Source organism: Spirosoma oryzicola, assembly GCF_021233055.1.
Classification (GTDB): domain Bacteria; phylum Bacteroidota; class Bacteroidia; order Cytophagales; family Spirosomataceae; genus Spirosoma; species Spirosoma oryzicola.
In genome coordinates this window covers 181,126-206,019 of the sequence record NZ_CP089540.1, presented here as the reverse complement: position 1 = coordinate 206,019, position 24,894 = coordinate 181,126, and the positions used below count along the sequence as shown (strand labels likewise).

The 24,894-nt window shown below is 43.6% G+C and carries 22 protein-coding genes; 20 read left to right on the top strand and 2 right to left on the bottom strand.

From position 1 onward, the window contains the following. Window positions 1–36 precede the first annotated feature (36 nt). Both LQ777_RS26150 and LQ777_RS26145 read right to left on the bottom strand, forming a co-directional pair. Window positions 37–870 carry an SDR family NAD(P)-dependent oxidoreductase gene (locus LQ777_RS26150; protein WP_232563224.1) on the bottom strand — a complete coding sequence of 278 codons (834 nt, stop codon included), beginning with the start codon at window positions 868–870 and terminating at the stop codon, window positions 37–39. Window positions 871–1,033: 163 nt separating this feature from the next. Next, window positions 1,034–2,221 (bottom strand): MFS transporter, encoded by a 1,188-nt coding sequence (locus tag LQ777_RS26145; RefSeq protein ID WP_232563223.1) that lies wholly within the window; start codon window positions 2,219–2,221, stop codon window positions 1,034–1,036. A gap of 1,779 nt (window positions 2,222–4,000) precedes the next feature. Here LQ777_RS26145 and LQ777_RS26140 point away from each other — a divergent pair. The 20 genes from LQ777_RS26140 to LQ777_RS26045 all read left to right on the top strand — a co-directional run bounded on the left by LQ777_RS26140 (window position 4,001) and on the right by LQ777_RS26045 (window position 24,871). Beyond that, window positions 4,001–4,867 (top strand): polysaccharide biosynthesis/export family protein, encoded by an 867-nt coding sequence (locus LQ777_RS26140; RefSeq protein WP_232563222.1) that lies wholly within the window; start codon window positions 4,001–4,003, stop codon window positions 4,865–4,867. Between the two features lie 79 nt (window positions 4,868–4,946). Next, on the top strand, window positions 4,947–7,304 hold the full coding sequence (locus LQ777_RS26135; RefSeq protein WP_232563221.1) for a GumC family protein: 2,358 nt from the start codon (window positions 4,947–4,949) through the stop codon (window positions 7,302–7,304). A 31-nt stretch (window positions 7,305–7,335) separates the two neighbouring features. Continuing rightward, complete coding sequence (locus LQ777_RS26130) at window positions 7,336–8,607, top strand: nucleotide sugar dehydrogenase (RefSeq protein WP_232563220.1); 1,272 nt, start codon at window positions 7,336–7,338, stop codon at window positions 8,605–8,607. Window positions 8,608–8,679: 72 nt separating this feature from the next. After that, window positions 8,680–9,786, top strand: a complete 1,107-nt coding sequence (locus LQ777_RS26125) for a sugar transferase (protein ID WP_232563219.1) — start codon at window positions 8,680–8,682, stop codon at window positions 9,784–9,786. Between the two features lie 21 nt (window positions 9,787–9,807). After that, window positions 9,808–10,950: a DegT/DnrJ/EryC1/StrS family aminotransferase gene (locus tag LQ777_RS26120; protein WP_232563218.1), complete on the top strand. Its 1,143-nt coding sequence runs from the start codon at window positions 9,808–9,810 to the stop codon at window positions 10,948–10,950. Beyond that, on the top strand, window positions 10,901–11,527 hold the full coding sequence (locus LQ777_RS26115; RefSeq protein WP_232563217.1) for an acyltransferase: 627 nt from the start codon (window positions 10,901–10,903) through the stop codon (window positions 11,525–11,527). The genes LQ777_RS26120 and LQ777_RS26115 overlap by 50 nt, the downstream gene beginning before the upstream one ends. A 45-nt stretch (window positions 11,528–11,572) precedes the next feature. After that, on the top strand, window positions 11,573–12,550 hold the full coding sequence (locus tag LQ777_RS26110) for a Gfo/Idh/MocA family oxidoreductase (protein WP_232563216.1): 978 nt from the start codon (window positions 11,573–11,575) through the stop codon (window positions 12,548–12,550). Further along, complete coding sequence (locus LQ777_RS26105) at window positions 12,528–13,403, top strand: ABC transporter permease (protein WP_232563215.1); 876 nt, start codon at window positions 12,528–12,530, stop codon at window positions 13,401–13,403. Before LQ777_RS26110 ends, LQ777_RS26105 begins: the two co-directional genes overlap by 23 nt. A 14-nt stretch (window positions 13,404–13,417) precedes the next feature. Then, window positions 13,418–14,689: an ABC transporter ATP-binding protein gene (locus LQ777_RS26100; protein WP_232563214.1), complete on the top strand. Its 1,272-nt coding sequence runs from the start codon at window positions 13,418–13,420 to the stop codon at window positions 14,687–14,689. Continuing rightward, window positions 14,686–15,537, top strand: a complete 852-nt coding sequence (locus LQ777_RS26095; RefSeq protein WP_232563213.1) for an FkbM family methyltransferase — start codon at window positions 14,686–14,688, stop codon at window positions 15,535–15,537. The genes LQ777_RS26100 and LQ777_RS26095 overlap by 4 nt, the downstream gene beginning before the upstream one ends. A gap of 9 nt (window positions 15,538–15,546) precedes the next feature. Next, complete coding sequence (locus LQ777_RS26090) at window positions 15,547–16,548, top strand: glycosyltransferase family 2 protein (RefSeq protein ID WP_232563212.1); 1,002 nt, start codon at window positions 15,547–15,549, stop codon at window positions 16,546–16,548. Window positions 16,549–16,629: 81 nt separating this feature from the next. Then, window positions 16,630–17,496 carry an FkbM family methyltransferase gene (locus tag LQ777_RS26085; RefSeq protein ID WP_232563211.1) on the top strand — a complete coding sequence of 289 codons (867 nt, stop codon included), beginning with the start codon at window positions 16,630–16,632 and terminating at the stop codon, window positions 17,494–17,496. A gap of 51 nt (window positions 17,497–17,547) precedes the next feature. Beyond that, window positions 17,548–18,486 (top strand): nucleotide-diphospho-sugar transferase, encoded by a 939-nt coding sequence (locus tag LQ777_RS26080; protein ID WP_232563210.1) that lies wholly within the window; start codon window positions 17,548–17,550, stop codon window positions 18,484–18,486. A 42-nt stretch (window positions 18,487–18,528) separates the two neighbouring features. Further along, the gene (locus LQ777_RS26075) at window positions 18,529–19,509 is read left to right on the top strand and encodes a GT-D fold domain-containing protein (RefSeq protein WP_232563209.1); all 981 of its coding nucleotides are present in this window, start codon (window positions 18,529–18,531) and stop codon (window positions 19,507–19,509) included. 57 nt (window positions 19,510–19,566) lie between these two features. Then, complete coding sequence (locus LQ777_RS26070; RefSeq protein ID WP_232563208.1) at window positions 19,567–20,424, top strand: glycosyltransferase family 2 protein; 858 nt, start codon at window positions 19,567–19,569, stop codon at window positions 20,422–20,424. Next, complete coding sequence (locus LQ777_RS26065; RefSeq protein WP_232563207.1) at window positions 20,421–21,128, top strand: FkbM family methyltransferase; 708 nt, start codon at window positions 20,421–20,423, stop codon at window positions 21,126–21,128. Before LQ777_RS26070 ends, LQ777_RS26065 begins: the two co-directional genes overlap by 4 nt. Next, on the top strand, window positions 21,125–21,976 hold the full coding sequence (locus tag LQ777_RS26060; RefSeq protein WP_232563206.1) for a glycosyltransferase family 2 protein: 852 nt from the start codon (window positions 21,125–21,127) through the stop codon (window positions 21,974–21,976). The genes LQ777_RS26065 and LQ777_RS26060 overlap by 4 nt, the downstream gene beginning before the upstream one ends. A 1-nt stretch (window position 21,977) precedes the next feature. Further along, window positions 21,978–22,904 (top strand): nucleotide-diphospho-sugar transferase, encoded by a 927-nt coding sequence (locus LQ777_RS26055; RefSeq protein ID WP_232563205.1) that lies wholly within the window; start codon window positions 21,978–21,980, stop codon window positions 22,902–22,904. A gap of 3 nt (window positions 22,905–22,907) precedes the next feature. After that, on the top strand, window positions 22,908–24,149 hold the full coding sequence (locus LQ777_RS26050) for a glycosyltransferase (RefSeq protein WP_232563204.1): 1,242 nt from the start codon (window positions 22,908–22,910) through the stop codon (window positions 24,147–24,149). Next, a complete protein-coding gene (locus LQ777_RS26045; protein ID WP_232563203.1) occupies window positions 24,146–24,871 on the top strand; it encodes an NAD-dependent epimerase/dehydratase family protein in 726 nt (241 codons plus the stop codon). Before LQ777_RS26050 ends, LQ777_RS26045 begins: the two co-directional genes overlap by 4 nt. Window positions 24,872–24,894 lie beyond the last annotated feature (23 nt).

Sequence of the window (24,894 nt, the reverse complement as noted above, 5' to 3'; positions counted from 1 at the left end):
TTACAAATCGTTTAAAACCTAATGTAGAGCCTGACCTTAATCAAAATTTGTCGATAAACTTACGGTTTTCCAGGCATCAAACTCTTCTTTTTCGCGCTGGCGATGGGTCTGGATTAACTCGTACGTATCAGGCCCTAGCAGTAGATGCAGGGGTGGGGCCGGATGATTGACTAACTCCATCAAAATGGTTACGAGTTTCAGAGGGTCCCCCGCCTGCTGTCCACTAAAATCATTCCATAGTTGCTCGGCTTTGTCGAGTTCATAAGCTGCTATCCTGTTTTTGGCAAACTGCATAGAGCCTTTGTCCATAAAGTTGGTTCTGAACTGACCCGGTGCGACAACCGTCACCTTTATACCGAACGGTTGAGTTTCCAGCGCGAGCGCTTCCGAGATACCGATCAAGGCAAACTTAGCCGCATTGTAAGCACCCGCATTGCCATAGCCGACATAGCCTGCATTTGACGAGATATTAATTACATGCCCGCTGTTCTGATTGCGCATAGGTGGAATCACAGCGCGTATTACGTTGATCGCGCCAAACAAATTGATATCCATTGATTGACGAAATTCTTCATCGGTCACTTCTTCGAGGCTACCCAGCAAAGCATATCCAGCGTTGTTGATCACGATATCCAAGCGGCCAAAGCGGTCAATCGCCTGCTGAACAGCGCTTTTTACGCTAGCTTCGTTCGACAAGTCTACGGGCAAAGCCAACAGGTGTTCGTGAGGGCCTCCCAGTGCATCAAGTAAAGTGTCTGGTTGGCGCGTTGTAGCGATCACGTTGTGGCCCGCCTGCAATAGCTCTTTGACTAACATGAATCCGATTCCCTTGGAGGTACCGGTGACAAACCAGGTTTTCGGCTGATTCATAATTTTGATAGAGTTTGATTACGGGGCAAAGTTCCGCTGTTTCCAATCCATAAGAGTAGCCGAAATGATGTTAGTTGTAGCCATAGTCGGGCTAGCTTTCAATAAAAAATAGCTGTCTTCTGGAAGACAGCTATCCTTACAATTAATCTGTGGCAGTAATGGCTCAGCTTTTTTTCAGGCTATAACTCAGTGCTACCAGCAACAAAATCAAGGTTATAAAGCCTAATGCAATACTCAACGAAGCCTGTTGAGCGATAAAACCCAGCAAAGCCGGACCTGCCAGCATTCCTGTATACCCAATGGTTGTAATAGCAGGTAAACTCACCGTTGGCGAGACACCAGGTAACCTCCCTGCTTCGCTGAAAAATACGGGTACAATATTAGCCGCACCCAAGCCTAGCAGGATAAAGCCGATCAGCGCCCCAGCTATCCAGGGACTCAAGACCGCGATACCCAAACCCACGGCTCCCAACAAGCTACCTCCGACCACAACCGTTCTACTGTTCAGACGGGCTACCAGCCGATCACCGACCAAACGCATCGTTGCCATGGCAACCGAAAAGGCCGAGTAGCCAACGCCCGCTAACTCCGGCTCAATGCCTTTGGTATCCCTCAGAAAGATTGCACTCCAATCAAGAACAGCTCCTTCGGCCAGAAAAACGGCAAAACACATCAACCCCAAAAAAATAACCCGATTGTCTAACCAACCCATCCGCTGGTTAGTGGTTGTTGGCATCTCATCGGCAGCCGAAAAATGGGCAATCGCCTGTTGTTCTACTTTTAAAGGAAAAAGAGACTTGTATTGCGTCAGCGTAATAAGTATCATCAGCGCGGCAATACTCGTTGCGGCATAAACGGGGTTTAGTCCGAGCTTAATCAAAAAGCCTAAGCACAGCGAACCCAATAAGCCGCCCACGCTGAATAAGCCGTGTAATGACGACATAATCGGCTTACCGTAGAGGTTCTGCACTTGTACACCATGAGCATTCATCGCCACATCAATAGCGCCGATACTTGCTCCGAATATAAACAGTGTTATAGCCATGCCTATCGTGGAGGAAAGAATAACCAGTAGGGGTAAGGCGACCGCCATCACCAGTGCCGCACCAGCCATAACAGTACGGCTGCCCAGGCGAGCAACCAGCCAACCCGACGTGGGCATCATCAGCATGGATCCACCACCCAGGAGCAGTAATAACAAACCTAAATTAGCGTCATTTAGACCTAAGCGATCTTTGGCAAACGGAACCATTGGCGCCCAACTGGACATGCCTAGTCCGCAGACAAGAAAAATCAGTTGGGTGGCCAAGCGTGCCTTAAGTACTTGTCCTGGTTGTGTAGCTACACTCATGAAGCAATAAAATCAAATGGGTTTATACCCTGAACGTCGAAAACGAGTGCGCTAATTTAGCATTTGTACTCTGGTGTTGTCACCTTGTAAGAAATTATTCATACTTCAGTACCAAGTACTCGTGGCTATTGATAAATTAGGTATGTCTTCATTTACCGTTGTACGAAGTCCCTTATTTTAGCCGGTAATTCGTATGCTGGCAGATCGTGCGGTCAGGTCTTACTTATCTATGAAATAATGATAGAACTATTACTGCCTATAGTAAACTCGCAAAAAGTTCAGTTAAATAACTTACTAGCGTAATTCCAACTTTGCTTTTATAATTATTTGATTCCTATACTGAATTTGTGCATCAATTTATGAATTATTAAAAATAGCTTTCTTAGTTTAAGCTAAGAGTAAAATAGGTAGTATAGAACTAGTTAAAAAGTTGAATTGTGAAAGATAGACTGATAGTAATAAGTATTCCACACCGTATTTATATATAGGATTTTTTTGCATAGTTAGATATTAATCAATTACTATCGATTGGATATGTATAACGTTTTGATTTTTAAAATAAGAATTTGTTTTTTCAAAGTAATGACTCGCTAAATAAAGGTAATATCTCTTACTGACTGTTATTGTTAATAATTAAAAGTTAAGACACTTTATAGATATACTAAAAATGAGAGCTTAAATATCAGCAATAAACGGTAAAGCAATCATATGAAATATTCAGTTTTATTTGGCTACTCGTTAAAAAATTATTGATTTTCATTGAGCAGCTTGTTGATCAAAAAACAGTGTTATATTTTTTATTTGTTTTAGTTCTATATAGCCGTTTATAGACCATGTTTCGGAACCAGATAGCATATTTTGCTAACTCCACAATTTTTTAGAGAATAAATACGGCTTTAAGAGCCGAAAAGATACTGTTATGAGAAATAGCTAACAATACGTATAGAAAGTGTAGAAATAGTAATGCAGTGAGAAAGTTGTGAAAATAAAGTTTTAATTATAATCAACTGATTAACAAAAGGTTTATTCTTTAAAAGTTTGTCTGGTAGGGCACTTAAAGCAGCTTCTACGTATAATCCTTTTGAATAAATAACTTACGCATTTATTAATCACAGAGTATATGATAGCGAAAAATATTAAACAAAAATTCACGTTTGAGTACGTCTGGTATGTATGTGGACAGTTATTGAAGATAGTAGGTTACCGTCCATTAAAAGACAATAATAATTTATGTGTTGACACTAAACAGTTGTGTAGATAAATTGCACCTAGGGGCTAGTGTAGAAAATTAAGTATAGTTTAAAATAATTTTTACGTTCAACACTAGAAAATTAAATACCTGAACTTGTACACAAACACTCAATTATATATTATTATTCTGATGGGATTATGTTCATGTGAATGTTTATGTTTTCTCACCGATGAAGGAATAGTTTACTTCAGTTGTAGGCATCAACTTGCATTTATGCACCGGTTAATAAAGTGGAATTCTACGATTTTTTATTATAATTATTTTCATTTTACATTTGTTTACTGTTTCGCAGACGGTAGAAACTGATGCTTTGAATAGTCCTTGTACTTACCGAAACAAAGACTGACGGATAGAAAAGTTTCAGAGATCCAATATGATCTCGCCAGTAAAAAATCACTTCGATTTTGGAAATTTTTGAGTGGAAGTCTTCGTATGGGACTGAAGTGGCGGAGCCATACCAAAAACAGTACATGTGAACGTCTTTTTTGACTTATCATATAAGGGTTTCACTCGATCTCTATTCATTTATGATTGCAAGTTTTGTGGCTATTTTTAGGGCTGCTACTGGTTTTTTTTTAGTCTGTATTGCTACTTTTCTTTTAGGTTCATGCGCGGTCGTAAAGCCTGTTGTACCGCCTGCTAAACTTGAATATTTTCAAAGTAAAGACTCGTTGTTTCCAGCAAACATTCAGACGATTGCACCACATGTATCACGGATACAGGTGGGCGATATCCTCGGAATTATAATCAGTAGTCTGAATAAGGATTTGAATGAGATTATGAATGCATACAACATTAGTTCACTGCCAGTCGCCAGTTTTACACCTGGGGGAGCATCAAGTGGAGCTAGTGGTCAGCCGCTGGGGTATCCAGTCGATTCGCTGGGGTACGTATCAATTCCTTTACTGGGCAAACAAAAACTGGACGGGTTAACGATTCCGCAGGCAGAAGAAAAAATTCGTGTAGAAGTTGGGAAAACCATTAAGAGTCCGGCGGTGAGCATCCGGTTTGTAAATCATAAATTTACCGTATTGGGCGAAGTGAGCCGGGTAGGGACGTTTAACCTGCTGAACGATCATACTACAATTATTGAAGCGATTACGGCAGCCGGCGATTTGACCATCTTCGGTAAACGAGATAGTGTCAAAGTTATTCGTAGCGTTGCTAATCGACGCGAAATTGGACTGGTGAGTCTGCGTAATCGGGATGTTTTTTCGTCACCTTACTTCTACGTGCAAAACGACGATATTATTTATGTGGAGCCGACAAAACAGAAGACAATACCAGAGTCACAGCCACCGCAGAAGCAGCCAAGTCTGTTTGTACAGCGCGCTCCCTTCTACCTCACTTTTGTCACAACCCTTGTGACAGTGGTTTATCTGTTTTCACGATAAACATACGTTGGCGTTTCTTTATTAAACCTGGCAGATTAACTTATCTGGGCCAAATTGCCTAGTTGGGTTCGGATTGTATATGAGTCAAGACGATCAGGCTTTTATTGACGACCAGGAGGACACTAGCATTCTCGACTACGCTTTTAAATACCTGAGATACTGGTATTTAATTCTGGTGTCAATGGTGATCAGCTTAGGGTGTGCTTATTTTTATCTGAAGTTTTACACGCCAGTTTATGAGGTTAATGCTACGTTGCTGATTAAAGACACCAAAAAGGTAAACAGCGATGTACTGGAAAAACTGGACATGGAAAGCTCCAGCAAACTGGTGGAGAACGAAATAGAAAAGCTGAAATCGCGGGTTTTGCTTGGTAACGTAGTTGATAGTCTTAAATTAGGTGTAACCTACTGGCGAGAAGGAAATCTGCGTGATAGCGAGCTGTTTAACGAATCTCCTGTTCTGTTAAGCGATACCAGACTAACCGATTTTGCTTATAGTAATCCATTGCTAATCCAACTAGACTCAGCGAACGAATACACGCTCTTTGATCGTGAACGAAATAACCTGGGTCGGTTTGCCTTCAATCAGTTGGTAGAAACCAAGTACGGCAAGTTCAAAATTAATAATAACGATAGTTTAGCTAAAGCTCACCTTACAATCGTAAAAGTTGTTTTTCAGAACCGAGATGCGCTGATCAATAACCTGACGAACCAGCTTCAAATCACATTACTGAATTACGAGAGTAGCCTTATTTCGTTGAGTCTGGAGACCACCATACCCGCCAAAGGTAAAGCGATATTGTCCAGATTGGTGGATGTATATACCGTTGCATCGCTGGCCGACAAAAAGCGGGAGGCTGCCAGTACGCTGAGTTTTATTGAAGAACGTCTGAAACTTGTAACAGCTGAATTAGGCGGAGTCGAACATAACATCGAGCACTATCGACGAGTCAAAGGCATCACAGACTTAAGTTCTGAAACGAATCTTTTACTAAACAAAGTAAAGGAAAACGACTCTAAACTGAATGAGTTAGAGATTCAGGTAAACGTGCTGGACGGCGTTGAAGGGTATCTCAACAGTGCGCAAGTGGGCGTTGTGGCTCCGGGTATAATGATGGGTTTTAACGATCCCGTTCTAAAATCGTACATTGAACAGCTAGCCCATCTGGAAGCCGAGCGTAGTAAATTAGCCCAAACGGTTCAGCCGGGTAATCCGTATCTGGAATCAATTAATAACCAGATGCACACTGTAAAGCAAGCGGTTCGGGATAACCTCAGCAACCGAAAACGCGGTCTGAACGCAAATAGGCGTGGTTTGATTAATCTCAATAACCGGCTGGAAGGAGCTATTGCGGCTATACCCCAAAAAGAGCGTGAACTTGTTGGAATCAAGCGGCAGGCCAACATTAAAGAAAACCTGTATCTGCTCCTGCTGAAAACACGCGAACAAACGGCAATCCACTACGCATCAGCCGTAGCCGACAGCCGCATTGTAGACGCCCCCTATTCGACCGGTGAACCAATTAAGCCCAAAACAAAAAACATTTATCTGATGGCGTTACTGCTGGGGTTCGCTATTCCGATTGCTTTTATCACGTTGAACGATTTATTGACCAGTAGTATACAGTCGAAGCAGGAGGTTGAACGTAAAACTGGATTGCCCATTTTTGCCGAGATCAGTTCGAAGCCGAAAGGTAAAGGAAAAGAGGTTGTCGATGCCCACGCTCGTAGCCTGATGAGTGAACAAATCAGAATGCTTCGTTCCAACCTGCACTATCTGTTTTTAAACACAAAAAAAGGATCGGGGCGGACTGTGCTAATTACTTCTTCAACCTGTGGTGAAGGCAAAAGTTTTATTACGCTTAACCTGGCCGCTTCTCTGGCAATGTTAAACAAGAAAGTAGTCATACTCGGACTTGACTTGCGCAAGCCAAAAACAGACGACTATCCCGGCACAACAAACACCGCTGGTATCTCGTCCTATCTGGTTGGCGAACTGGAAATTGAGGATATTATCCTCGACACAAACACACCTAATTTATACATTATCCCCAGTGGATACACACCGACGAATCCGTCGGAACTGATTGCTAATGGCAGAGTTGACGAGTTGATACATTCGTTACAGCGCTCGTTCGATTACATTTTGATTGATACCGCCCCCGTTGGGTTAGTTACCGATGCCACGTTACTCGCTCCTTTTGTGGACATCTGTTTCTACATTGTCCGGCACAAAGTAACGCCAAGGTTCTACCTGAAAAACCTTAATGACTTACACAAACAAGGTATTTTCAAATCGTTACATGTTGTTTTCAATGCCGTTGACTACAAGCATTCGTCCGATCACAGATACGGGTACGGACACGGTAGTAACGGTTATTACAAGGAGGATACCAGAAGTAAAGGTTGGTTGAGACGCCTGCCAGCTCGCCTGTAAGTTCACGCCATTTGTCCATTTCCAACATAGTATGGCCCCTTTAGAAGAAGTATCAATTGCCGTTATAGGGCTGGGATACGTTGGCTTACCGCTGGCAGTCGAATTCGGTAAAAAGTACCCGGTTATCGGTTTTGACATTAACCCGGAACGTGTTAACCAGTTGATGACCGGTCATGATCGTACGCTGGAAATAAGTGAGGAACAGATTGCCGTTTCGCGACAGCTTTGTTTTACCACCGACATCAATAGGTTGCGTTCCTGTACGGTCTTTATTATCACCGTTCCAACACCCGTCGATAACTTCAAAAAGCCCGACCTGAGTTACCTGCTCAAAGCATCGGCTGACGTTGGCAAACTACTTAAACCCGGCGATACGGTGATCTATGAATCGACCGTTTATCCGGGCTGTACCGAAGAAGATTGTGTGCCCATATTGGAAAAATGCAGTAAACTGACTTACAATCAGGACTTCTTTTGTGGCTATTCTCCCGAGCGCATTAATCCCGGCGATAAGGAACAAACGCTCACTCGTATTCCTAAAATCACATCTGGATCAACCGCAAAAGCGGGCGAGTTTATTAACCAGCTTTATAGTTCTATTATTGTAGCCGGCACGTACAAGGCACCATCTATCAAAGTTGCTGAAGCGGCAAAAGCCATCGAAAACGCGCAGCGCGATCTTAACATCTCTTTTGTGAACGAACTCGCTCTCATGTTCGACCGGATGGGGATCGATACCAATGACGTGCTCGATGCTGCCAGTACCAAATGGAATTTCTTGAAATTCAGGCCGGGGCTAGTGGGCGGCCACTGCATCGGGGTTGATCCGTACTACCTCGTTCACAAAGCGCAGAGCCTGGGCTACTATCCACAAGTAATTGCATCCGGACGGTTGGTCAACGATAGTATGGGGGTATTCGTCGCGAAGAAGATCCTGAAGAAACTTATAGCCAACGGGCTACAAATTCAGCGAAGCCGGATTCTGGTGCTGGGCTTTACGTTTAAAGAGAACTGTCCTGATACGCGTAATACTAAGGTGACCGACATTTATTATGAGCTTACTGATTTTGGCATTCAGGTAGATGTGTATGACCCCTGGGCTAGTCCCGAAGCCGTGAAACATGAACACGGAATAGACCTCCTAGAGCAGATAGGCAGTCGCCGGTACGATGGAATTATACTGGCGGTTGCGCACAAGCAGTTTATGGAGTTAGACATAAATGGCCTCAAAAAAGACGAAAAGTCTGTTCTTTTTGATGTCAAATCGATTGCAGATAGAAGCTACGTCGATATTCGGCTATAAACATGTACAGGCACAGGATGCCTTGGCATGTCATACAGCACTCTTCTTTTTTGCACCTATACCCGCACCAAAATGTCTGTTAATGAAGCTATTCTACCAGAACGTTATTCGGGTGGCGCTCCCCAACCCCCATTAATTTCGTTACCGATCACTGTTACGACAACTGATCGACATCTGTTACACAGGCAAATACCAGCGGTATTGAACCGGTATGCACGGCAGGAGTCATGGCAGTTTGTTTGTTTGGAGGAGGTGCACCAAAATAAGCTCCAGCCAACCATACAAAACCTGTACATCGATGAGATGCTGCTCAAGGCACATGGGCCTAACTGGCTTTTCGGGCAGGTACGCAGAACATTGGCGAGTGATAGTTACTTTGCTTTTCGGGTGACAACGGCCGAAAACATAAAAGCCTGTATTCAGCAACGATTGTCGGGTGTGTCGTTTTATGGATACTATGGCGTACATTTCCTGGTCAGGCGGGCGTTGCCTAAACTCAAAGGGTTTCGAAAGATTTGTCGCTTGCTTAACGCACCCGTCGATATGTCGAAAGCGGAGATCATAGGACGTTTGATGTACAATGGTTTTGAGCTTGTTGATATTATTGAAACCGTCGACGAGACACTGTTCGTTGCCAAAATCAACCCGCTAAACAATCCAAGTGAGTCGAAAGCCGAATCGAACGAAGGGTGTCTGTTTCGTATGCAGCGGATCGGCAAACACGGAAAACCAATTACCGTGTACAAGTTTCGGTCCATGCATCCGTACGCGGAGTACGTTCAGGAATATCTTCACAAAACCAACGGCATTGATCTTGGCGGAAAATTTAAAAACGATTTTCGAGTCAGCACGGGAGGTCGTCTGATACGCAAGTATTGGATTGACGAACTGCCCATGCTAATCAATCTGCTCAAAGGCGACATTAAATTATTGGGTGTACGGCCTATCAGCGAACATTATTTTAGCCTGTACCCGGAAGCCGCCCAGCAACTCCGGCGTCAGCATAAGCCAGGTCTGCTCCCTCCGTATTATGCCGATCTACCGACAACGTTCGAGCAGATTGTGCAATCAGAGGTGAACTACCTCACCCGTTATGAACGTGATCCTGTCGCAACTGATTTAACGTATTTGCTGAAGATTATGAAAAACATAGTCATTCATAAAGCGCGCAGTAAATAACGAAGTAACGAACCAATGCCCATGCTGACCAGTTCCGTGGAGTCTATTCAGATGGTTGATCTGAAAAATCAGTATCTGAAAATTAAGCCCGCCATTGATGAGGCCATTCAGGAGTGCGTTAATTCAGCGGCTTTTATCAAAGGGCCACAGGTAAGCGCGTTTGAACAACAGTTAGGACACTACCTAACTATTGGGAACGTAGTAGCCTGCGCCAATGGTACCGATGCCTTACAGGTAGCCATGATGGCTTTAAATCTTCAACCCGGCGACGAAGTGATTGTGCCGTCGTTCACGTATGTGGCAACTGCTGAGGTGATTGCTTTGTTGCGGCTGCAACCGGTCATGGTTGATGTAGATCCCAAAACGTTCACAATTTGTCCGTCAGCAATTGAACAGGCAATAAGTCAGAAAACAAAAGCTGTCGTTCCTGTGCATCTGTTTGGTCAGTGCGCTGACATGGAACGAATCTCCGATTTGTGTTCTGCTTACGATCTGTTTGTGATCGAGGATGCCGCTCAGGCGATTGGTGCTACCTATTCCTACACAAATGGCAACACGGTTTCGGCGGGGGCAATGGGTACGCTCGGAACAACATCCTTTTTTCCCTCGAAAAATCTGGGGTGCTTCGGCGATGGGGGAGCGGTGTTTACAAACAATGACACAATTGCCAGCCACGTTAGAATGATTGCCAATCATGGTCAGGCTAAAAAGTACGAACACGATGCTATCGGCATCAACTCCAGACTCGATTCAATTCAGGCGGCCATTTTACTCGAAAAGCTGAAATTTCTTTCAACGTATACACTATACCGTCAGCAGGTTGCCGACATGTATGATGCCGTTTTTAGCGGCATTACAGCAATAGAAATTCCTTACCGGATGCTTGGCTCGACGCACGTTTTTAACCAATATACGCTCAAGGTACCGGCAGCAGAACGCGATGAACTAAAAGCTTATTTAGATGATCGGAAAATTCCAAGCATGATCTATTATCCCATGCCGCTGCACAAGCAGAAAGCGTATCAGGGGTTAGGTCGGGTGGTCGGCGAATTGTCCGTAACAGAAGAGTTGTGCAAGCAAGTGATTTCATTACCAATCCACACGGAGTTATCGAATGAACAAATCCAATACATTACTGAGTCAGTCACTACCTACTTCAACTGAGCCTGTAAATGCTGTATTGATCCATCCAACGGCTGTTGTTGATGAGGGTTGTCAGCTTGGCGAAGGCACCAAAGTATGGCACTTCTGCCACATTATGTCCGGTTGTATCATTGGTGCAGATTGTAACATTGGACAGAATGTCGTGATTTCACCGCAGGTAGTGCTTGGCCGGAATGTGAAGGTTCAGAATAACGTATCCATATACACGGGAGTTACCTGCGACGACGATGTATTTCTTGGACCGTCCATGGTATTTACCAACGTAAATAACCCCCGCAGCGCTATCAACCGACGGGGGCAATACCTGAAAACGCACGTTGGCAAAGGCGCGAGTATTGGCGCAAATGCTACCATCGTCTGCGGTCATACCATTGGTGAATACGCTTTTGTGGGAGCAGGAGCAGTCGTAACCAAAGATGTGCCGCCTTACGCGTTGGTCGTTGGGAATCCTGCCCGGCAGGTAGGCTGGGTAAGCGAATATGGTCATCGACTCACTTTCGACCCAGACGGCCGAGCTACCTGCCCCGAAAGTGCAATAAGCTATGCGTTAACAAACGGACTTGTCCATCCGATCTAATTAATACAAACAGTTTTCATTGATTACGGCTAATTGTCTTCCTCTATGCACACTTTTGCCCTGATTGGTGCGGCAGGCTTTATTGCTCCCCGCCATCTCAAAGCCATCAAGGATACTGGCAATCAACTGGTTACAGCCTTCGATAAGTTTGATTCGGTCGGCATCATGGATAGTTATTTTCCAGCAGCTGAGTTTTTTACCGAATTCGAACGATTCGACAGGCACATTGATAAACTACACAGATCGGGTCAAGGGGTTGATTTCATGAGTATTTGCAGTCCTAACTACCTGCACGATGCACATATCCGGTTTGGGCTAAGAAACGGAGCTAACGTTATTTGTGAAAAACCGTTGGTATTAAATCCGTGGAACATTGATGGACTGGCCGAAATGGAAGCCGAAACTGGCAAGCAGGTCAATAACATTCTGCAATTGCGGTTGCACCCAAGCATCATAGCGCTCAAAGAACGGGTGTGTAACGGACCAGCCGACAAGATATATGATCTGGATTTGGCTTACATAACCTGTCGTGGCAAATGGTACAACATTAGCTGGAAAGGAGATCCGGCAAAATCGGGCGGTATAGCTACCAACATTGGGGTGCATTTTTTTGACATGCTTACGTGGATTTTTGGGCCGGTTAAATTAAACCGTGTTCACGTTCACGAGGAAAACACGGCCGCTGGGTATCTAGAGCTGGCTAAAGCACGGGTTCGCTGGTTTCTGAGCACCGACTACGATAACCTGCCCGAAGCCGTGAAAGTTGCCAATAAAAGCACGTTTCGTTCGCTCCAACTGGAAGGTGAAGAAATCGAATTTAGCGACGGATTTACGGATCTACATACGAAGAGTTATGAAAATATTCTGGCGGGAAAAGGCTTTGGATTGGCCGAAGCTTACCCTTCCATTGATATCGTACATAACATCCGGAATGCCAGTCTTGCCCGGTTAAGCAGTGATTACCATCCGATGGCGCGTAAACAACGTTTGCTAGTCGGCTATGATGCGGCAATCAATGGCTGATATGAACGCTGATAAACCAGTTTACGCTCATTCCATTACGCCCCAGCGCAGCTTACTCGACTTGCGTTTGGCTGAAATCTGGCAATACCGTGATCTGCTGTTGCTGTTCGTCCGACGCGATTTCGTGGCGAAATACAAGCAGACGATTTTAGGACCTATTTGGTTTTTCATTCAGCCCATTTTTCAGACGGCTGTTTTAGCTATCGTTTTTGGCGGTATGGCTAACCTTTCGACCGATGGTGTTCCCCCGATTTTGTTCTACCTGGCGGGAATAACAGCTTGGAACTACTTTTCTAACTGTTTACGAACCACTTCGAATACGTTTACAGCCAATGCATCTCTCTTCGGAAAGGTATACTTTCCGAGAGCCGTAACCCCCTTATCCATTGTGATCAGTAACCTGATTCAATTCGGTATTGGTCTTTTGTTGTTCCTTCTGATCTATGCATTCTACGCATCTGATGGCAGTCCGTTACAACCCAACAGAGTCCTGTTGTTGTTGCCCCTACTTATTGTGATCATGGGCGCAATGGGTCTGGGTTTAGGGATGCTGGTTTCGGCCATGACGACCCGTTACCGCGATCTGCAATACTTGGTAGAATTTGGCGTGCAATTGCTGATGTATGCAACACCAGTTATTATTCCCTTATCGGCTATTCCTGAAAAATACAGGCTCCTCATGCTGATCAATCCAATGACTGGAGTCATTGAAACGTTTAAATACGGCTTTTTTGGGACCGGAACGTTTTCCTGGGGCTCACTCGGTTACTCCATTGGTTTTACCGTAATCTCTTTTCTACTCGGACTGATGGTATTTAATCGAACTGAGAAAAATTTCATGGATGTCGTATAAGGCTGATTTCGTGTATGAAACCAATTATTAAAGTAGAAAATGTGTCTAAACAGTATCGGCTGGGTGCAATTGGAACCGGAACCATACGCGATGATGTACAGCGATGGTGGCACCGCGTCCGGGGAAAGGAAGACCCATTTCTAAAAGTAGGTGATACCAATGACCGAAGTACGAAAGCTAACAGTGACTACGTCTGGGCGTTGAAAGACATCAATTTCGAGGTAATGCCCGGCGAAGTGCTCGGCATCATTGGCAAGAATGGAGCGGGTAAATCGACGCTGCTTAAAATACTTTCGAAGGTAACCGGGCCAACTACCGGTCGTATTGACTTTAATGGCCGTATCGGTAGCCTGCTTGAAGTGGGCACCGGTTTTCATCCTGATCTGACTGGACGCGAAAATATATTTTTGAATGGAGCTATTCTTGGCATGACCAAGCGGGAAATCCGCTCTAAACTTGACGAAATCATCGACTTTTCGGGTTGCGAACGTTACATCGACACTCCCGTCAAGCGTTATTCGAGTGGAATGACCGTTCGTTTAGGCTTTGCCGTAGCCGCCCACCTCGACCCCGAGATTCTGATTATAGACGAAGTTCTGGCTGTTGGGGATGATGAGTTTCAAAAAAAAGCGATTGGCAAGATGCAGGAGGTAAGCCGCAATGAGGGGAGAACGGTATTGTTCGTAAGCCACAGCATGGGAGCGGTAAAAGCTTTGTGCAACCGAATAGTTATTATTAGTAACGGAACTGTTGGTTTCGTTGGGAATGTCGATGAAAGCATCAATAAATACCTTGAGAATCAGGATAGAAACAGAGGAAATGTGTGGATGCGGAATAAAAGAAGTGGTAAGCTAAAAAACAGTAAACTTAGTATTCTTCGGGTAGAGCAAAGTTTAACCAACCGTATCCTTTCGCTAGACATAGACTATGTCAGTAACGATATGCATAAAGATGCTTTTGTGGCGGTTGATATAGTCAATCAGCAGGGAGTAGCCTTAATGCAAGCATTGCCTACACTGAGAAAATTGATTCCATATTCAGCGCAAACAAATAGATTTTTTATCACCATTGATTTGCCTAAACTAATTCCCGGTGAATATTTTACAAACATCTGGATTGGTAGCCATAATACGGAGACACTGGATTGGGTTGAATTTGCTACATCATTTACAATATACAGTTCACCAACTGAGGGCAGAACATTTCCGCATACAGCCGATCACGGTTATATCGTACCCGACTCCAAATTGATAGTACACCAGAGTAGCCCCCAGATTGTATCATGAACGTCTACCGTAAACTGCGAAGGTTCGTAGCTAAACAACTTGGATATCTGGCAGCTAAAATGGAGCCTTTTTCGAGCCAAGATGATTTATCAAAATTTAAGGGGTACTATTCTGATGCCGTTGAGGATGCGTCAACTATTCGATTGACTAGGAATGGCCATACCATAACGCTACGAAAAGCATCAAGCGACTTGATGGTGTTTGAGCAACTTTTTATTTACAAAGAGTACTCGGAGTTAGTTGACTTAATACGATTAAATAAAATTTCGATAAGAACGGTAATAGATTTAGGTGCCAACATAGGGTTAGCTACAATCTATTTGAGGGAAAATTTTCCAGACGCCACATTCATATGTGCCGAACCCGACGAACGAAACTTTGAGTCTCTTCAAGCGAATTTATCAGGTTATGGTAAGACTGTACTGTATCAAAAAGCTATATGGAGTACACAAAAAAATATTTACCTCAACAGAAATTTTAGGGATGGCAAAGATTGGGCAATCGCCGTATCTAATAACAAGTCTGGCTCCTACGCAGAAGTGAATACAATGACAATTGACGAAATCATTCTGCATAACAATCTAGACGAGATCGATTTAATAAAGATAGATATAGAAGGTGCTGAAGCTGAGTTGTTTAAGGTGAGTGAACAAAATGATTTTCTCGATAAAGTGAAGGTAATAGCGATAGAAATACATAATGAGTTCAATGTAAGAGACAGCATTATATCGCAACTGATAAATCATAACTTTCTTTTGGTTGAGTCCAAACAGACCTTGGTTGCTATCAGCGCTAGCTGTATACAGAACAGCATGAACCATGTGACAAACAATCAGTCTGTTATTTAAACTGGCTTCATGCTGTTTTCTATTATTACGTGCGCTTATAACCCTAACCCTGCTGTTCTGGTAAAACTCGTCAAGGCGGTTAACGCACTGCGCATTGATACGCGTTTCGACTACGAGTGGTTGATTGTTGATAATGGGAGTAAGCCTTTCGTCAACGATGTTTTCTTACTCAAGAAGAGTTTATCCGAGCAAAAACATATTTCCATTATCAGGGAATCTAAAGCCGGCTTGACTAATGCCCGAATTACTGGTTTGAACCAAAGTAAAGGCGACTGGATACTTTTCCTGGACGATGACAATGAACCCGTTGACGATTATCTGCTCCACGCCTATACGCTGATTCATAAATATCCATTTGTAAAATGTTGGGGGCCAGGACATGTAAATGTTAGGCTGCTTGACCCGCGTATCCAGTCCTGGATTGCTAATCGAAAAGACATGTTTCAGGAGAAGCATATCAATAACGTAATCTTTTCGAATGAGAAAATGTGGTCTATCTGTCATCCTGCCGGTACAGGAATGCTTATTGACAAAAACATACTCACAGGCTACGTAGAAAGTGTAGAAAAAGGACGATATACACTGACTGACAGATTAGGCAAATCTCTTTCAAGTGGAGGAGATACGCAGATCGTTTTTCATGCTGTTGATCAGGGTATGCATGTTGGTTTGGCACCTGATTTGGTGATCAATCATAATATTGAGCCAAGAAAAAGCACATTTAAGTATTTAAAAAAACAGACTTACGCCGGTTGCAAGTCATTCATAAAAGCACATAATGAAGTGCTGACTAACAACAGGTATGAACTTATCTATAAAGACAATGTGGGCGTAGCCAAACGGGTTGCTCGCTGGTTGATTGGAAATTACAAACAACTCTTTAGCCCAATCGTCGCGTTAGATTTCTTCGCCCTGCTTGGGAATTTACACGCGCCTTATTTTGCGTCAGACCAAAACCCACCTCGTTTACTAAAATGGCTCGTTTATGTGTTTGTTAATGACAAAAAGTAGCAATAAGATCTGATCATCAGCGTATTCCTGGAATTTGTTTAGGTTGGTTAAGATGTTTACAGCTTTAACTTTTACTATAGGTTGATTCAGCAAGTCAAAAAAATTCTGGATATAAGACGGCTAGATCCCGCAACGGCAGCTGCCATGCTTGGGTTATTGCTCAGAAAAAGGGCTGGTCTGCAATTGTCAGAACAGCAGCTTCAGGATTTAGAATTCTTCGATTGCCTTCGTCTGGCGAACGGGTATATCAGTCAACAGGAGCAATCTTCAATTACAATATCCTTTCCTGGTATTTACAGCACACCCGTTCGCTTAAGAACTGGATCTGATAGCAGTGATGTGGCTGTTTTTAAACAGATACTTGGCTGGGAAGAATATAAACCGGTTGTAGAGACATATAAAAATCATTTTGGGGCAGACGCGGCTTCTATCATAGACGCAGGCGGTAATATCGGGTTAACGTCAGTGTATTTTTCGGCTTATTTCCCGAATGCTTCTATTGTTAGTGTAGAGCCCGATATAGATAATTTCAACGTATTGACGGCAAATCTGACCCAAAAAAACGTAACCTGTGTTTGGGGTGCGGTCTGGTGTCACAATGGTCAGCTAACATTAGTTAACGATTTTAGAGATCAACTTAGCTGGTCTCGTCGGGTTCAAGAAGTTGAGCAAAACACAAACCACGTCGTACCGGCTTATAGCATAATGCACATCAAGGAACAGTATAACTTTGATTGTATTGATATCTTAAAAATTGATATCGAAGGGGCCGAAAAAGAACTCTTTGCTGAACCTACTTTTCTGAAATATACGAAGAGCATTGCACTCGAAATCCATGACGAGTTCGATTGTCGTCAAACCATTTATCAATGCCTGTCCGATTACGGGTTCGACTTCATCAACACGGGCGAGTTGACGATTGGTATTAACCGAAATTTTCTGGCGTAAAACGTTTCTGGCGTTTGGTTCATAAAAGAGAATTACTAACGTGCTGTTTTTATGCAGGTACCGATTCTGTTCATCATTTTCAATAAAAGAGAAGAGACCAAGCGAGTTTTTAACGTTATTCGAAGTCAGCAGCCAAAACAACTTTTTATTGCCGCCGACGGCCCCAGGGTTGATAAAGAAGGCGAAGTGAATACCTGTCAATATGTGCGGGAATGGGTGCTAGGGCAGATTGATTGGGAGTGTGAGGTTAATACCCGATTTCTCGACCAGAATATCGGATGCGGGCGTGGGCCATCCAAAGCCATATCGTGGTTTTTCGAACATGTCAATGAAGGTATAATTCTCGAAGATGACTGTTTGCCTAATGAAGCGTTTTTCCGGTTTAGTGCGGAGCTGCTCGAACGATACCGGTACGATTCGAAAATTTCAATCATCTCGGGCAACAATTTCCAACCAGTACAGCCTATGCAGCTAGGGGCTGACTATTACTTCTCGCTGTTTCCGAGTACCAACGGATGGGCAACCTGGAAACGAAGCTGGGACGCTTATGAATACCATATCGCATCTTGGCCAACGCTGGACCAGAAGAGATTTCTAAACTCACTTTTTCGGGAAAAGAAATACCAGTTGTTCTGGAAACAACTCTTCGATTGGGCGTATGAAAAAAAACCGGATGATACTTGGGACATCCAATTCCATTACCACTGCATGAAGCGAAATCAACTTGCGGTTATACCGGCGGCAAACCTGATTTCTAATATTGGCTATGGTCCCGACGCAACACATTCGAAAGACCCTACTAATTATTTTGCGAATGTGCCCACTCATGATCTAGCGTTTCCGGTACGTCATCCAGGCAAAATTCAGCGTAATTATGAAGCTGATGAATTCATTCAAAACACGCTATTTGGTGCTATGGATGTTGATACCCGTTTCAAGAAATTCAAAAGGCTGATAAAGCGAATAATTCGTTATAAACAAACTGCCTGACGATTCGCGCGGTTGCGCTGACAGGTTGTAAAATAGCTGAGTATGAATGTGGTTGAGCGAAAAACCTTGTCGTTATTAAAAATACTAGTTAATAACCTGCATCCTCAAAACGGATCGTACGATGGTGTATCGTACCATTTCGAAGATGCCCAGTTTCGAGGGCAGGTCGCGTCTGACTTAATTAAAGAACGGATCACTGCGGGTAAACCTTTGATGGTTGCCCGCTTTGGAGCAACCGAGCTTGCATTCCTGACAACGTATCTTATAACAGAAGAAAAGAGCTGGTGGCTTCGAAAAAGGCTTTACTATGTTCGTAACCAGATCCGAGCATTCGGCTGGGAAAATAGGGTTATCGATGATATGATAAATGTTTCGGGCTTCTTTCCGTACAGTTTAACAAACGCTCACCGATACACCAACTTAGTGTTAGAGGATATACGACAGTTAGATATTTTGGGTTCTTGGCTATACCGCGAGCGGTTGCTTACCCCCGAACTTCGTCATGTAATAAAAGTGCAGCTGCCGGACCTTGAGCCTTACTATCATCAAAATCCCTGGAGCGAAGTGCTGGCCGGGAAAAAGGTTTTGGTAGTTCATCCGTTTGAGGACACCATCAGAAAGCAGTACTTGCTTCGCCATCTTTTATTTGACGATAAGCGCGTTTTACCTGACTTACAGTTAGATGTATTAAAGGCTGTGCAAAGTGCTGGTCAATCAAAAACGCAGTTTGCTGACTGGTTTCAATCGCTCAACTACATGAAAGCACAAATGGATCAGCGAGACTATGACATTGCTATTGTTGGATGCGGTGCTTACGGGTTTCATTTAGCGGCTCATGCGAAACGAAATAATAAAATTGGTATTCACTTAGGCGGGGCTACCCAAATGCTTTTCGGCATAAGAGGCAAGCGCTGGGAGAAGTACGATGGTAGTCGCGAATTGATGAATGACCATTGGGTAAGACCCTCGGATAGCGAAAGACCCCAAAAATTTACGTTGATTGAAGACGGATGTTACTGGTAAGTTTTGCTACCAAGACCCCCATCATTCGAAAAGCGTTTGGCAGATGTCTTGTGTGTTATGAGTTTGGTATCGGTTATTACTGTTAATCTAAACAATGTTGACGGATTAGCTAAAACAATTAAAAGTCTCCTCGATCAGACATTTGTTGATTATGAATTTATTATAATCGATGGCGGCTCCACCGATGGTAGTGTTGAACTAGTGAAATCACACGTTGATAAACTGGCGTATTGGGTATCCGAACCCGACAAGGGTATCTACCATGCGATGAACAAAGGAATACAAGCATCTACAGGTGAGTACTGCCTGTTTTTAAATTCGGGTGACTGGCTTGTGGAGTCAACAACGCTGGCAACTGTCTTTGCCAAGAAGCCGAAAGCCGACATCGTGGCAGGTGACATTTATTTTTACGATACCCAGACGAGCGCGGTTAAATGGTTCGTCCCTTCACCCGATAAGCTCACTGCTAAAACCTTGTTTCTGGGTACGTTGCCTCATCAAGCCACCTTTATTCGGCGCAGTTTGTTTGACGCCGTTGGTTTGTACAATGAACAGTTGAAAATCACGTCCGACTGGTTGTTTTTTTTAGAAGCGCTACTCATTCATGGTTGTTCGTACCAGCATTACCCCGTTACAGTTGCGAACTTCAACATGGACGGAATAAGCTGCAACCCCAACACAGCCTTGTTGCCGCGCCGAGAGCAATTGAATGTTCTACAACAACGATATCCGTTATTCATGGCTGATTATGAAGAGCTTAGTGCCCTTGAGAGCCAGAGCCAACTGTGGTTACAAAGCCGAGAATATCAGGTTTATCACTTTCTGAAACGTACGGGCGTTATCCGCGTAGGCGTGTTTGGTCACCGCTTGAAGCGTTTTCTACAGCGAACTTTTTTTAATCAGCGTACTTCGTGAGAAAATTAGTAAAGAACGTCGCCCAGCGGTTCGGCTACGACATCCTGCATCTGCCAACGGACCCGATTGTCCGGCAGTGGCTCGACTTAATAAATGCCTTCCAGATTAACCTAATTTTTGACGTGGGCGCCAATACTGGACAGTTTGGACGAAGAGCCCGGACGTTAGGTTATTCAGGGGAACTTGTCTCGTTTGAACCAATTGCTGATACACACCAGCAACTACAGACGAATGTGGCATCCGATCCAAACTGGAAAACGGTGCATTGTGCAATAGGTCATTATGATGGTTCTACTGAAATAAATGTGTCGACAAATTCATACAGTAGTTCAATACTTGATATGCTGCCCGTGCATATTGAAAGTGCTCCTGACGCCGTCTACACTCGACAGGAAACCATTCGTGTACAGAAAATTGATTCAATCATTGATCAGTATTACAGACCTGGCAAAAACTTATACGTAAAAATCGACACGCAGGGTTTTGAGCGACAGGTGTTTGAAGGAAGTCGGCAGTCGTTCAACAAAATCAAAGGATTCCAGATGGAACTTTCGCTTCAGCCAATGTATGAAGGGGAAACGTTAATGGAGGAAATGATAAATCTGCTGCGGGAGGAAGGATATAAGCTAAAACTTATCGATAGTGGACATCGTAATTATGAAACAGGCGAACTGCTACAAGTGGAAGGCTATTTTTTTCGATGAAGACTGCGCCACTCCTGTCAATTATTACGGTTAACCTAAACAACCGGGCAGGCCTAGAGCAAACAATACAAGGTGTTATAAATCAGAAATTTACGAGCTTCGAGTTTTTAATAATAGATGGTGGTTCCAATGACGGAAGTCACGAAATAATTGACTTCTATACTGATGCGATTAGTTATTGGGTATCTGAGCCCGATAGAGGTATCTACCATGCGATGAACAAAGGCATCGAACGGGCAACGGGGCAATACTGTCTTTTTCTCAATTCGGGGGATTGGTTCGTAGATGAGCAGGTTCTTGAACGGTGTTTTAACGAAAGACAAACGGCTGATTTATTGATTGGTGGTTGTCATGTATCAAAAAATGGACGCATCATTCATACGTATAAACCGACTGGAGAAATAACATTCAATTCATTTTATAAAACTACGATTCCACACCAGTCAACTTTCATAAAAAAAGCGCTTTTCGATAGGCTGGGTAATTATAGGGAAACATACAAGATCCACGGTGACTACGAATTCTGGATTCGGTCCGTTATTACGCATCAATGTTCTGTCGCTATGCTTGATTTCGTCGTTGCCGATTATAATTTGGAGGGCCTCTCGAACAGACCTGAATATAGCGTTCAATCGCAGGAAGAGATCCGGCAGATTCTTCAACAGGTAGTTCCTGAACGGGTATTAGCTGATTATGAAACCTGGATGGTCAAAAGAATTGAATTAAGCATGTGGGAGTGGGTAAAATCGAAAGGACTGCTTTATGGAACAATACAGTTCATATATGATCGAGCGGTTGGAATAGTCGCTTTGAAGCAAAGATTGTTCGCGCGTAAGTCTGACCAATAATATGTTCGAGATCCCTATCTTACTACTTATTTTTAATCGCCCCGACACCACCCAGCGAACATTCGACGCCATTCGTGCCGCAAAGCCTCAATACCTGTTTGTAGCTGGTGATGGCCCACGCCCCGACAAACCGACGGATGTAGTGCGGTGCCAAGCTGCGCGGGCAGTAATCGAACAGATTGACTGGCCCTGTACAGTTAAGACGTTATTCAGAACCGAAAACCGGGGGTGTGGCCGTGGTCCGGCGGAGGCAATCACTTGGTTTTTCGAGCAAGTTGAAGAAGGTATTATTCTGGAAGACGACTGTGTACCAGACCCCAGTTTCTTTCCGTACTGTCAATCATTGCTGGAAAAATACAGGCATGATGAACAGGTATATATGATTACGGGTACCAATGCCTTACGAAAATGGGGTTACCAGAAATGCAGCTACTTTTTTAGTTATATGGCTCATAGTCTGGGGTGGGCTACCTGGCGAAGAGCCTGGAACACCTTTGACTATGAGATGACTGGCTGGGACACTTCTGCCGGCCAGCAAAAGGTGAAAAACACGCTATTTAATCAAGCGTATTTCAACCATTATCAGACCGAATTTTCGAAGTATCAGGCGACAAGACCGGATGACGTCTGGGACTTTCAGTGGGCTTTTGCCAGATGGGTAAACGGCGGAAAGACAGCCGTTCCAGCCGTTAACTTAGTTGAGAACATAGGCTTTAATGCTGATGCAACGCACTCGTTTTACGAAAACGATCTGTTAGCCAATATTCCCTTATATCGTATGGACCTCCCGTTAAAGGCACCTGCAAAAAAGCTGGATAAGCTGTTTGACTGGTATCTGTTTGAGCGGTTTATTAGCCAGGAAAAGCGCACTACTTTTAAAAGGGTAACCCTTAAACTGATCAAGATTTTAACAGCATCAACGGTTTGATTAATGAAAAAAGTAGTACTAAATCTTTCGGCTTTTGATTACGGTGGTGCAGGCAAGTTTACGCTACATTTCAATGATCTCCTGAGAAAGACAGATTGTAATACGTATCTGGTTGTTATGGATGTGAAGACGAGTTATCCTCATCTGATACCCTATCCTAAAGGTCTTGAAAAACCTATCGCCAAACTGCAAAGAAAATTAGCAAAGCAGCAGTACACGGAATCTGATACAGCAAATGACTATTATTTTTATACACTTTATGATCGGTTTTCTACGATAACAGCCGGTAAAATACTGGCTTTGCTACCTGTTAAACCAGATGTTATTATTGTTCATTGGGTCAGCGATTTTATCAATGCTGAGACGTTGCATGAATTACAAAAGCGATCTGGTGCCAAAGTATACATCTTGATGCTGGATAACGCTCCAATCACGGGGGGATGTCATTATCCCTGGGATTGTGCAGGTTTCGAAACAGATTGCAGCGGTTGTCCGGCGATGCTGAAAGCAAGTATCAAAGCGATTCCAAAAAAGAATTTAGCGCTCAAAAAACAATACCTTCCCGATGACGTGACACTACTGGTTTTTTCTGATAACGACCTGAAGAGAGCTAGAAATTCTGCCTTGTTTAAGCATAAATCAATTATAAAATTACCGGGATACCTTGTCGATGAAACCAAGTACAGACCAGGGAATCAGTCGGATGCAAAAGCTTTTTTTAACATTGACGAAAAACAGCGAGTCGTATTTTTTGGCGCTACTTCACTAGTCGAAAAACGAAAGGGAATGCATTTGTTAATTAATGCATTAGAACACATTGAAGCGAAAAATGTAACGTATCTAGTTGCTGGGTCGGCACCACTATCCGAAGAGCGTCCTCAGTTTAAGCTGGTAGGTAATCTAACCGAAGAGCAACTTATAAAGGCATATCAGGCTGCTGATCTTTTCGTCTGCCCCACTTTGGAGGATTCTGGACCAACAATGATTAATCAGGCAGTCATGTGTGGGACGCCAGTCGTTTCTTTTGAAACAGGTATTGGTGGTGATTTAGTCTATACCGGTAAGACAGGTTACCGGGCCAAGCATAATGATTCTCAGGACTTAGCGGCTGGTATCAACTATCTGCTGAACCTATCGGAGTGCGAGTTACAACAACTTCGACAAGACAGTCGAAATTTCGTGATCAATATGTACGGTGGCAACGAAAGCTATCTCGAGAGGATGTCCCAACTGATACAGACATGAACCAGGTATTTAACTCGCTGTTAGCTCCAGCCACCGTCATTGGTAACGGTATGATTGCGCAACGCTTTAGGAAGTATACAGGTCAAACTGATATTGTATTATTTGCCTCTGGCGTGTCGAACTCAAAAGAGACTCGTACGGCACCCTACATCCGAGAACGGGTACTCTTAGAAAAAACACTAGCCAAACTGACCGACCAGTTGTTCGTATACTTCAGTACGGCGAGTGTAAATGATCCAACGGAAAAAAACAGTCCTTACATACTTCATAAACTGGCCGCTGAACAACTGATAAGCACTTGGGCACCGAACTATTTGATTGTTCGGGCATCAAACGTAGTTGGTGGATTGGGAAACCGACACACCATTATGAATTATTTCTGGGAGCATATTCAACAAGGCAAGTCATTTGCCATTTGGCAACACGCAACACGTAACCTGATTGGCCTTGATGATCTGTATTTGGCGGTCGAACAGGCCGTTCTCTGTGGGTCCTATCAAAATCGAATACTTACTCTCGTCAATCCATACTCTGTAAAACCGCTTCAAATTGTTGAAGCTATTGAGACGTATATAGGTAAGCGTGCGGTGTATGAGCAAGTTGAAAAAGGTATATCTTTCGACATTCGCACCGATATTAAGCAGCTGCTAGATGTAGAAGAAAGCTACTGGCAACCTGACCAATATATACATCGGCTGCTTTCAAAGTACTACGAGTTATAGTCGCATTTCTGCGTCAAAGCAGT

What these genes read in the sequence shown, in the direction of transcription:
- LQ777_RS26090 (WP_232563212.1), top strand. Translation starts at nt 15,547, where the DNA reads ATGCTGTTTTCTATTATTACGTGCGCTTATAACCCTAACCCTGCTGTT.
- LQ777_RS26060 (WP_232563206.1), top strand. Translation starts at nt 21,125, where the DNA reads ATGAAGACTGCGCCACTCCTGTCAATTATTACGGTTAACCTAAACAAC.
- LQ777_RS26055 (WP_232563205.1), top strand. Translation starts at nt 21,978, where the DNA reads ATGTTCGAGATCCCTATCTTACTACTTATTTTTAATCGCCCCGACACC.
- LQ777_RS26145 (WP_232563223.1), bottom strand. Translation starts at nt 2,221, where the DNA reads ATGAGTGTAGCTACACAACCAGGACAAGTACTTAAGGCACGCTTGGCC.
- LQ777_RS26125 (WP_232563219.1), top strand. Translation starts at nt 8,680, where the DNA reads ATGTCTGTTAATGAAGCTATTCTACCAGAACGTTATTCGGGTGGCGCT.
- LQ777_RS26095 (WP_232563213.1), top strand. Translation starts at nt 14,686, where the DNA reads ATGAACGTCTACCGTAAACTGCGAAGGTTCGTAGCTAAACAACTTGGA.
- LQ777_RS26050 (WP_232563204.1), top strand. Translation starts at nt 22,908, where the DNA reads ATGAAAAAAGTAGTACTAAATCTTTCGGCTTTTGATTACGGTGGTGCA.
- LQ777_RS26110 (WP_232563216.1), top strand. Translation starts at nt 11,573, where the DNA reads ATGCACACTTTTGCCCTGATTGGTGCGGCAGGCTTTATTGCTCCCCGC.
- LQ777_RS26140 (WP_232563222.1), top strand. Translation starts at nt 4,001, where the DNA reads ATGATTGCAAGTTTTGTGGCTATTTTTAGGGCTGCTACTGGTTTTTTT.
- LQ777_RS26115 (WP_232563217.1), top strand. Translation starts at nt 10,901, where the DNA reads ATGAACAAATCCAATACATTACTGAGTCAGTCACTACCTACTTCAACT.
- LQ777_RS26070 (WP_232563208.1), top strand. Translation starts at nt 19,567, where the DNA reads ATGAGTTTGGTATCGGTTATTACTGTTAATCTAAACAATGTTGACGGA.
- LQ777_RS26105 (WP_232563215.1), top strand. Translation starts at nt 12,528, where the DNA reads ATGATGCGGCAATCAATGGCTGATATGAACGCTGATAAACCAGTTTAC.
- LQ777_RS26075 (WP_232563209.1), top strand. Translation starts at nt 18,529, where the DNA reads ATGAATGTGGTTGAGCGAAAAACCTTGTCGTTATTAAAAATACTAGTT.
- LQ777_RS26135 (WP_232563221.1), top strand. Translation starts at nt 4,947, where the DNA reads ATGAGTCAAGACGATCAGGCTTTTATTGACGACCAGGAGGACACTAGC.
- LQ777_RS26100 (WP_232563214.1), top strand. Translation starts at nt 13,418, where the DNA reads ATGAAACCAATTATTAAAGTAGAAAATGTGTCTAAACAGTATCGGCTG.
- LQ777_RS26045 (WP_232563203.1), top strand. Translation starts at nt 24,146, where the DNA reads ATGAACCAGGTATTTAACTCGCTGTTAGCTCCAGCCACCGTCATTGGT.
- LQ777_RS26120 (WP_232563218.1), top strand. Translation starts at nt 9,808, where the DNA reads ATGCTGACCAGTTCCGTGGAGTCTATTCAGATGGTTGATCTGAAAAAT.
- LQ777_RS26130 (WP_232563220.1), top strand. Translation starts at nt 7,336, where the DNA reads ATGGCCCCTTTAGAAGAAGTATCAATTGCCGTTATAGGGCTGGGATAC.
- LQ777_RS26150 (WP_232563224.1), bottom strand. Translation starts at nt 870, where the DNA reads ATGAATCAGCCGAAAACCTGGTTTGTCACCGGTACCTCCAAGGGAATC.
- LQ777_RS26080 (WP_232563210.1), top strand. Translation starts at nt 17,548, where the DNA reads ATGCAGGTACCGATTCTGTTCATCATTTTCAATAAAAGAGAAGAGACC.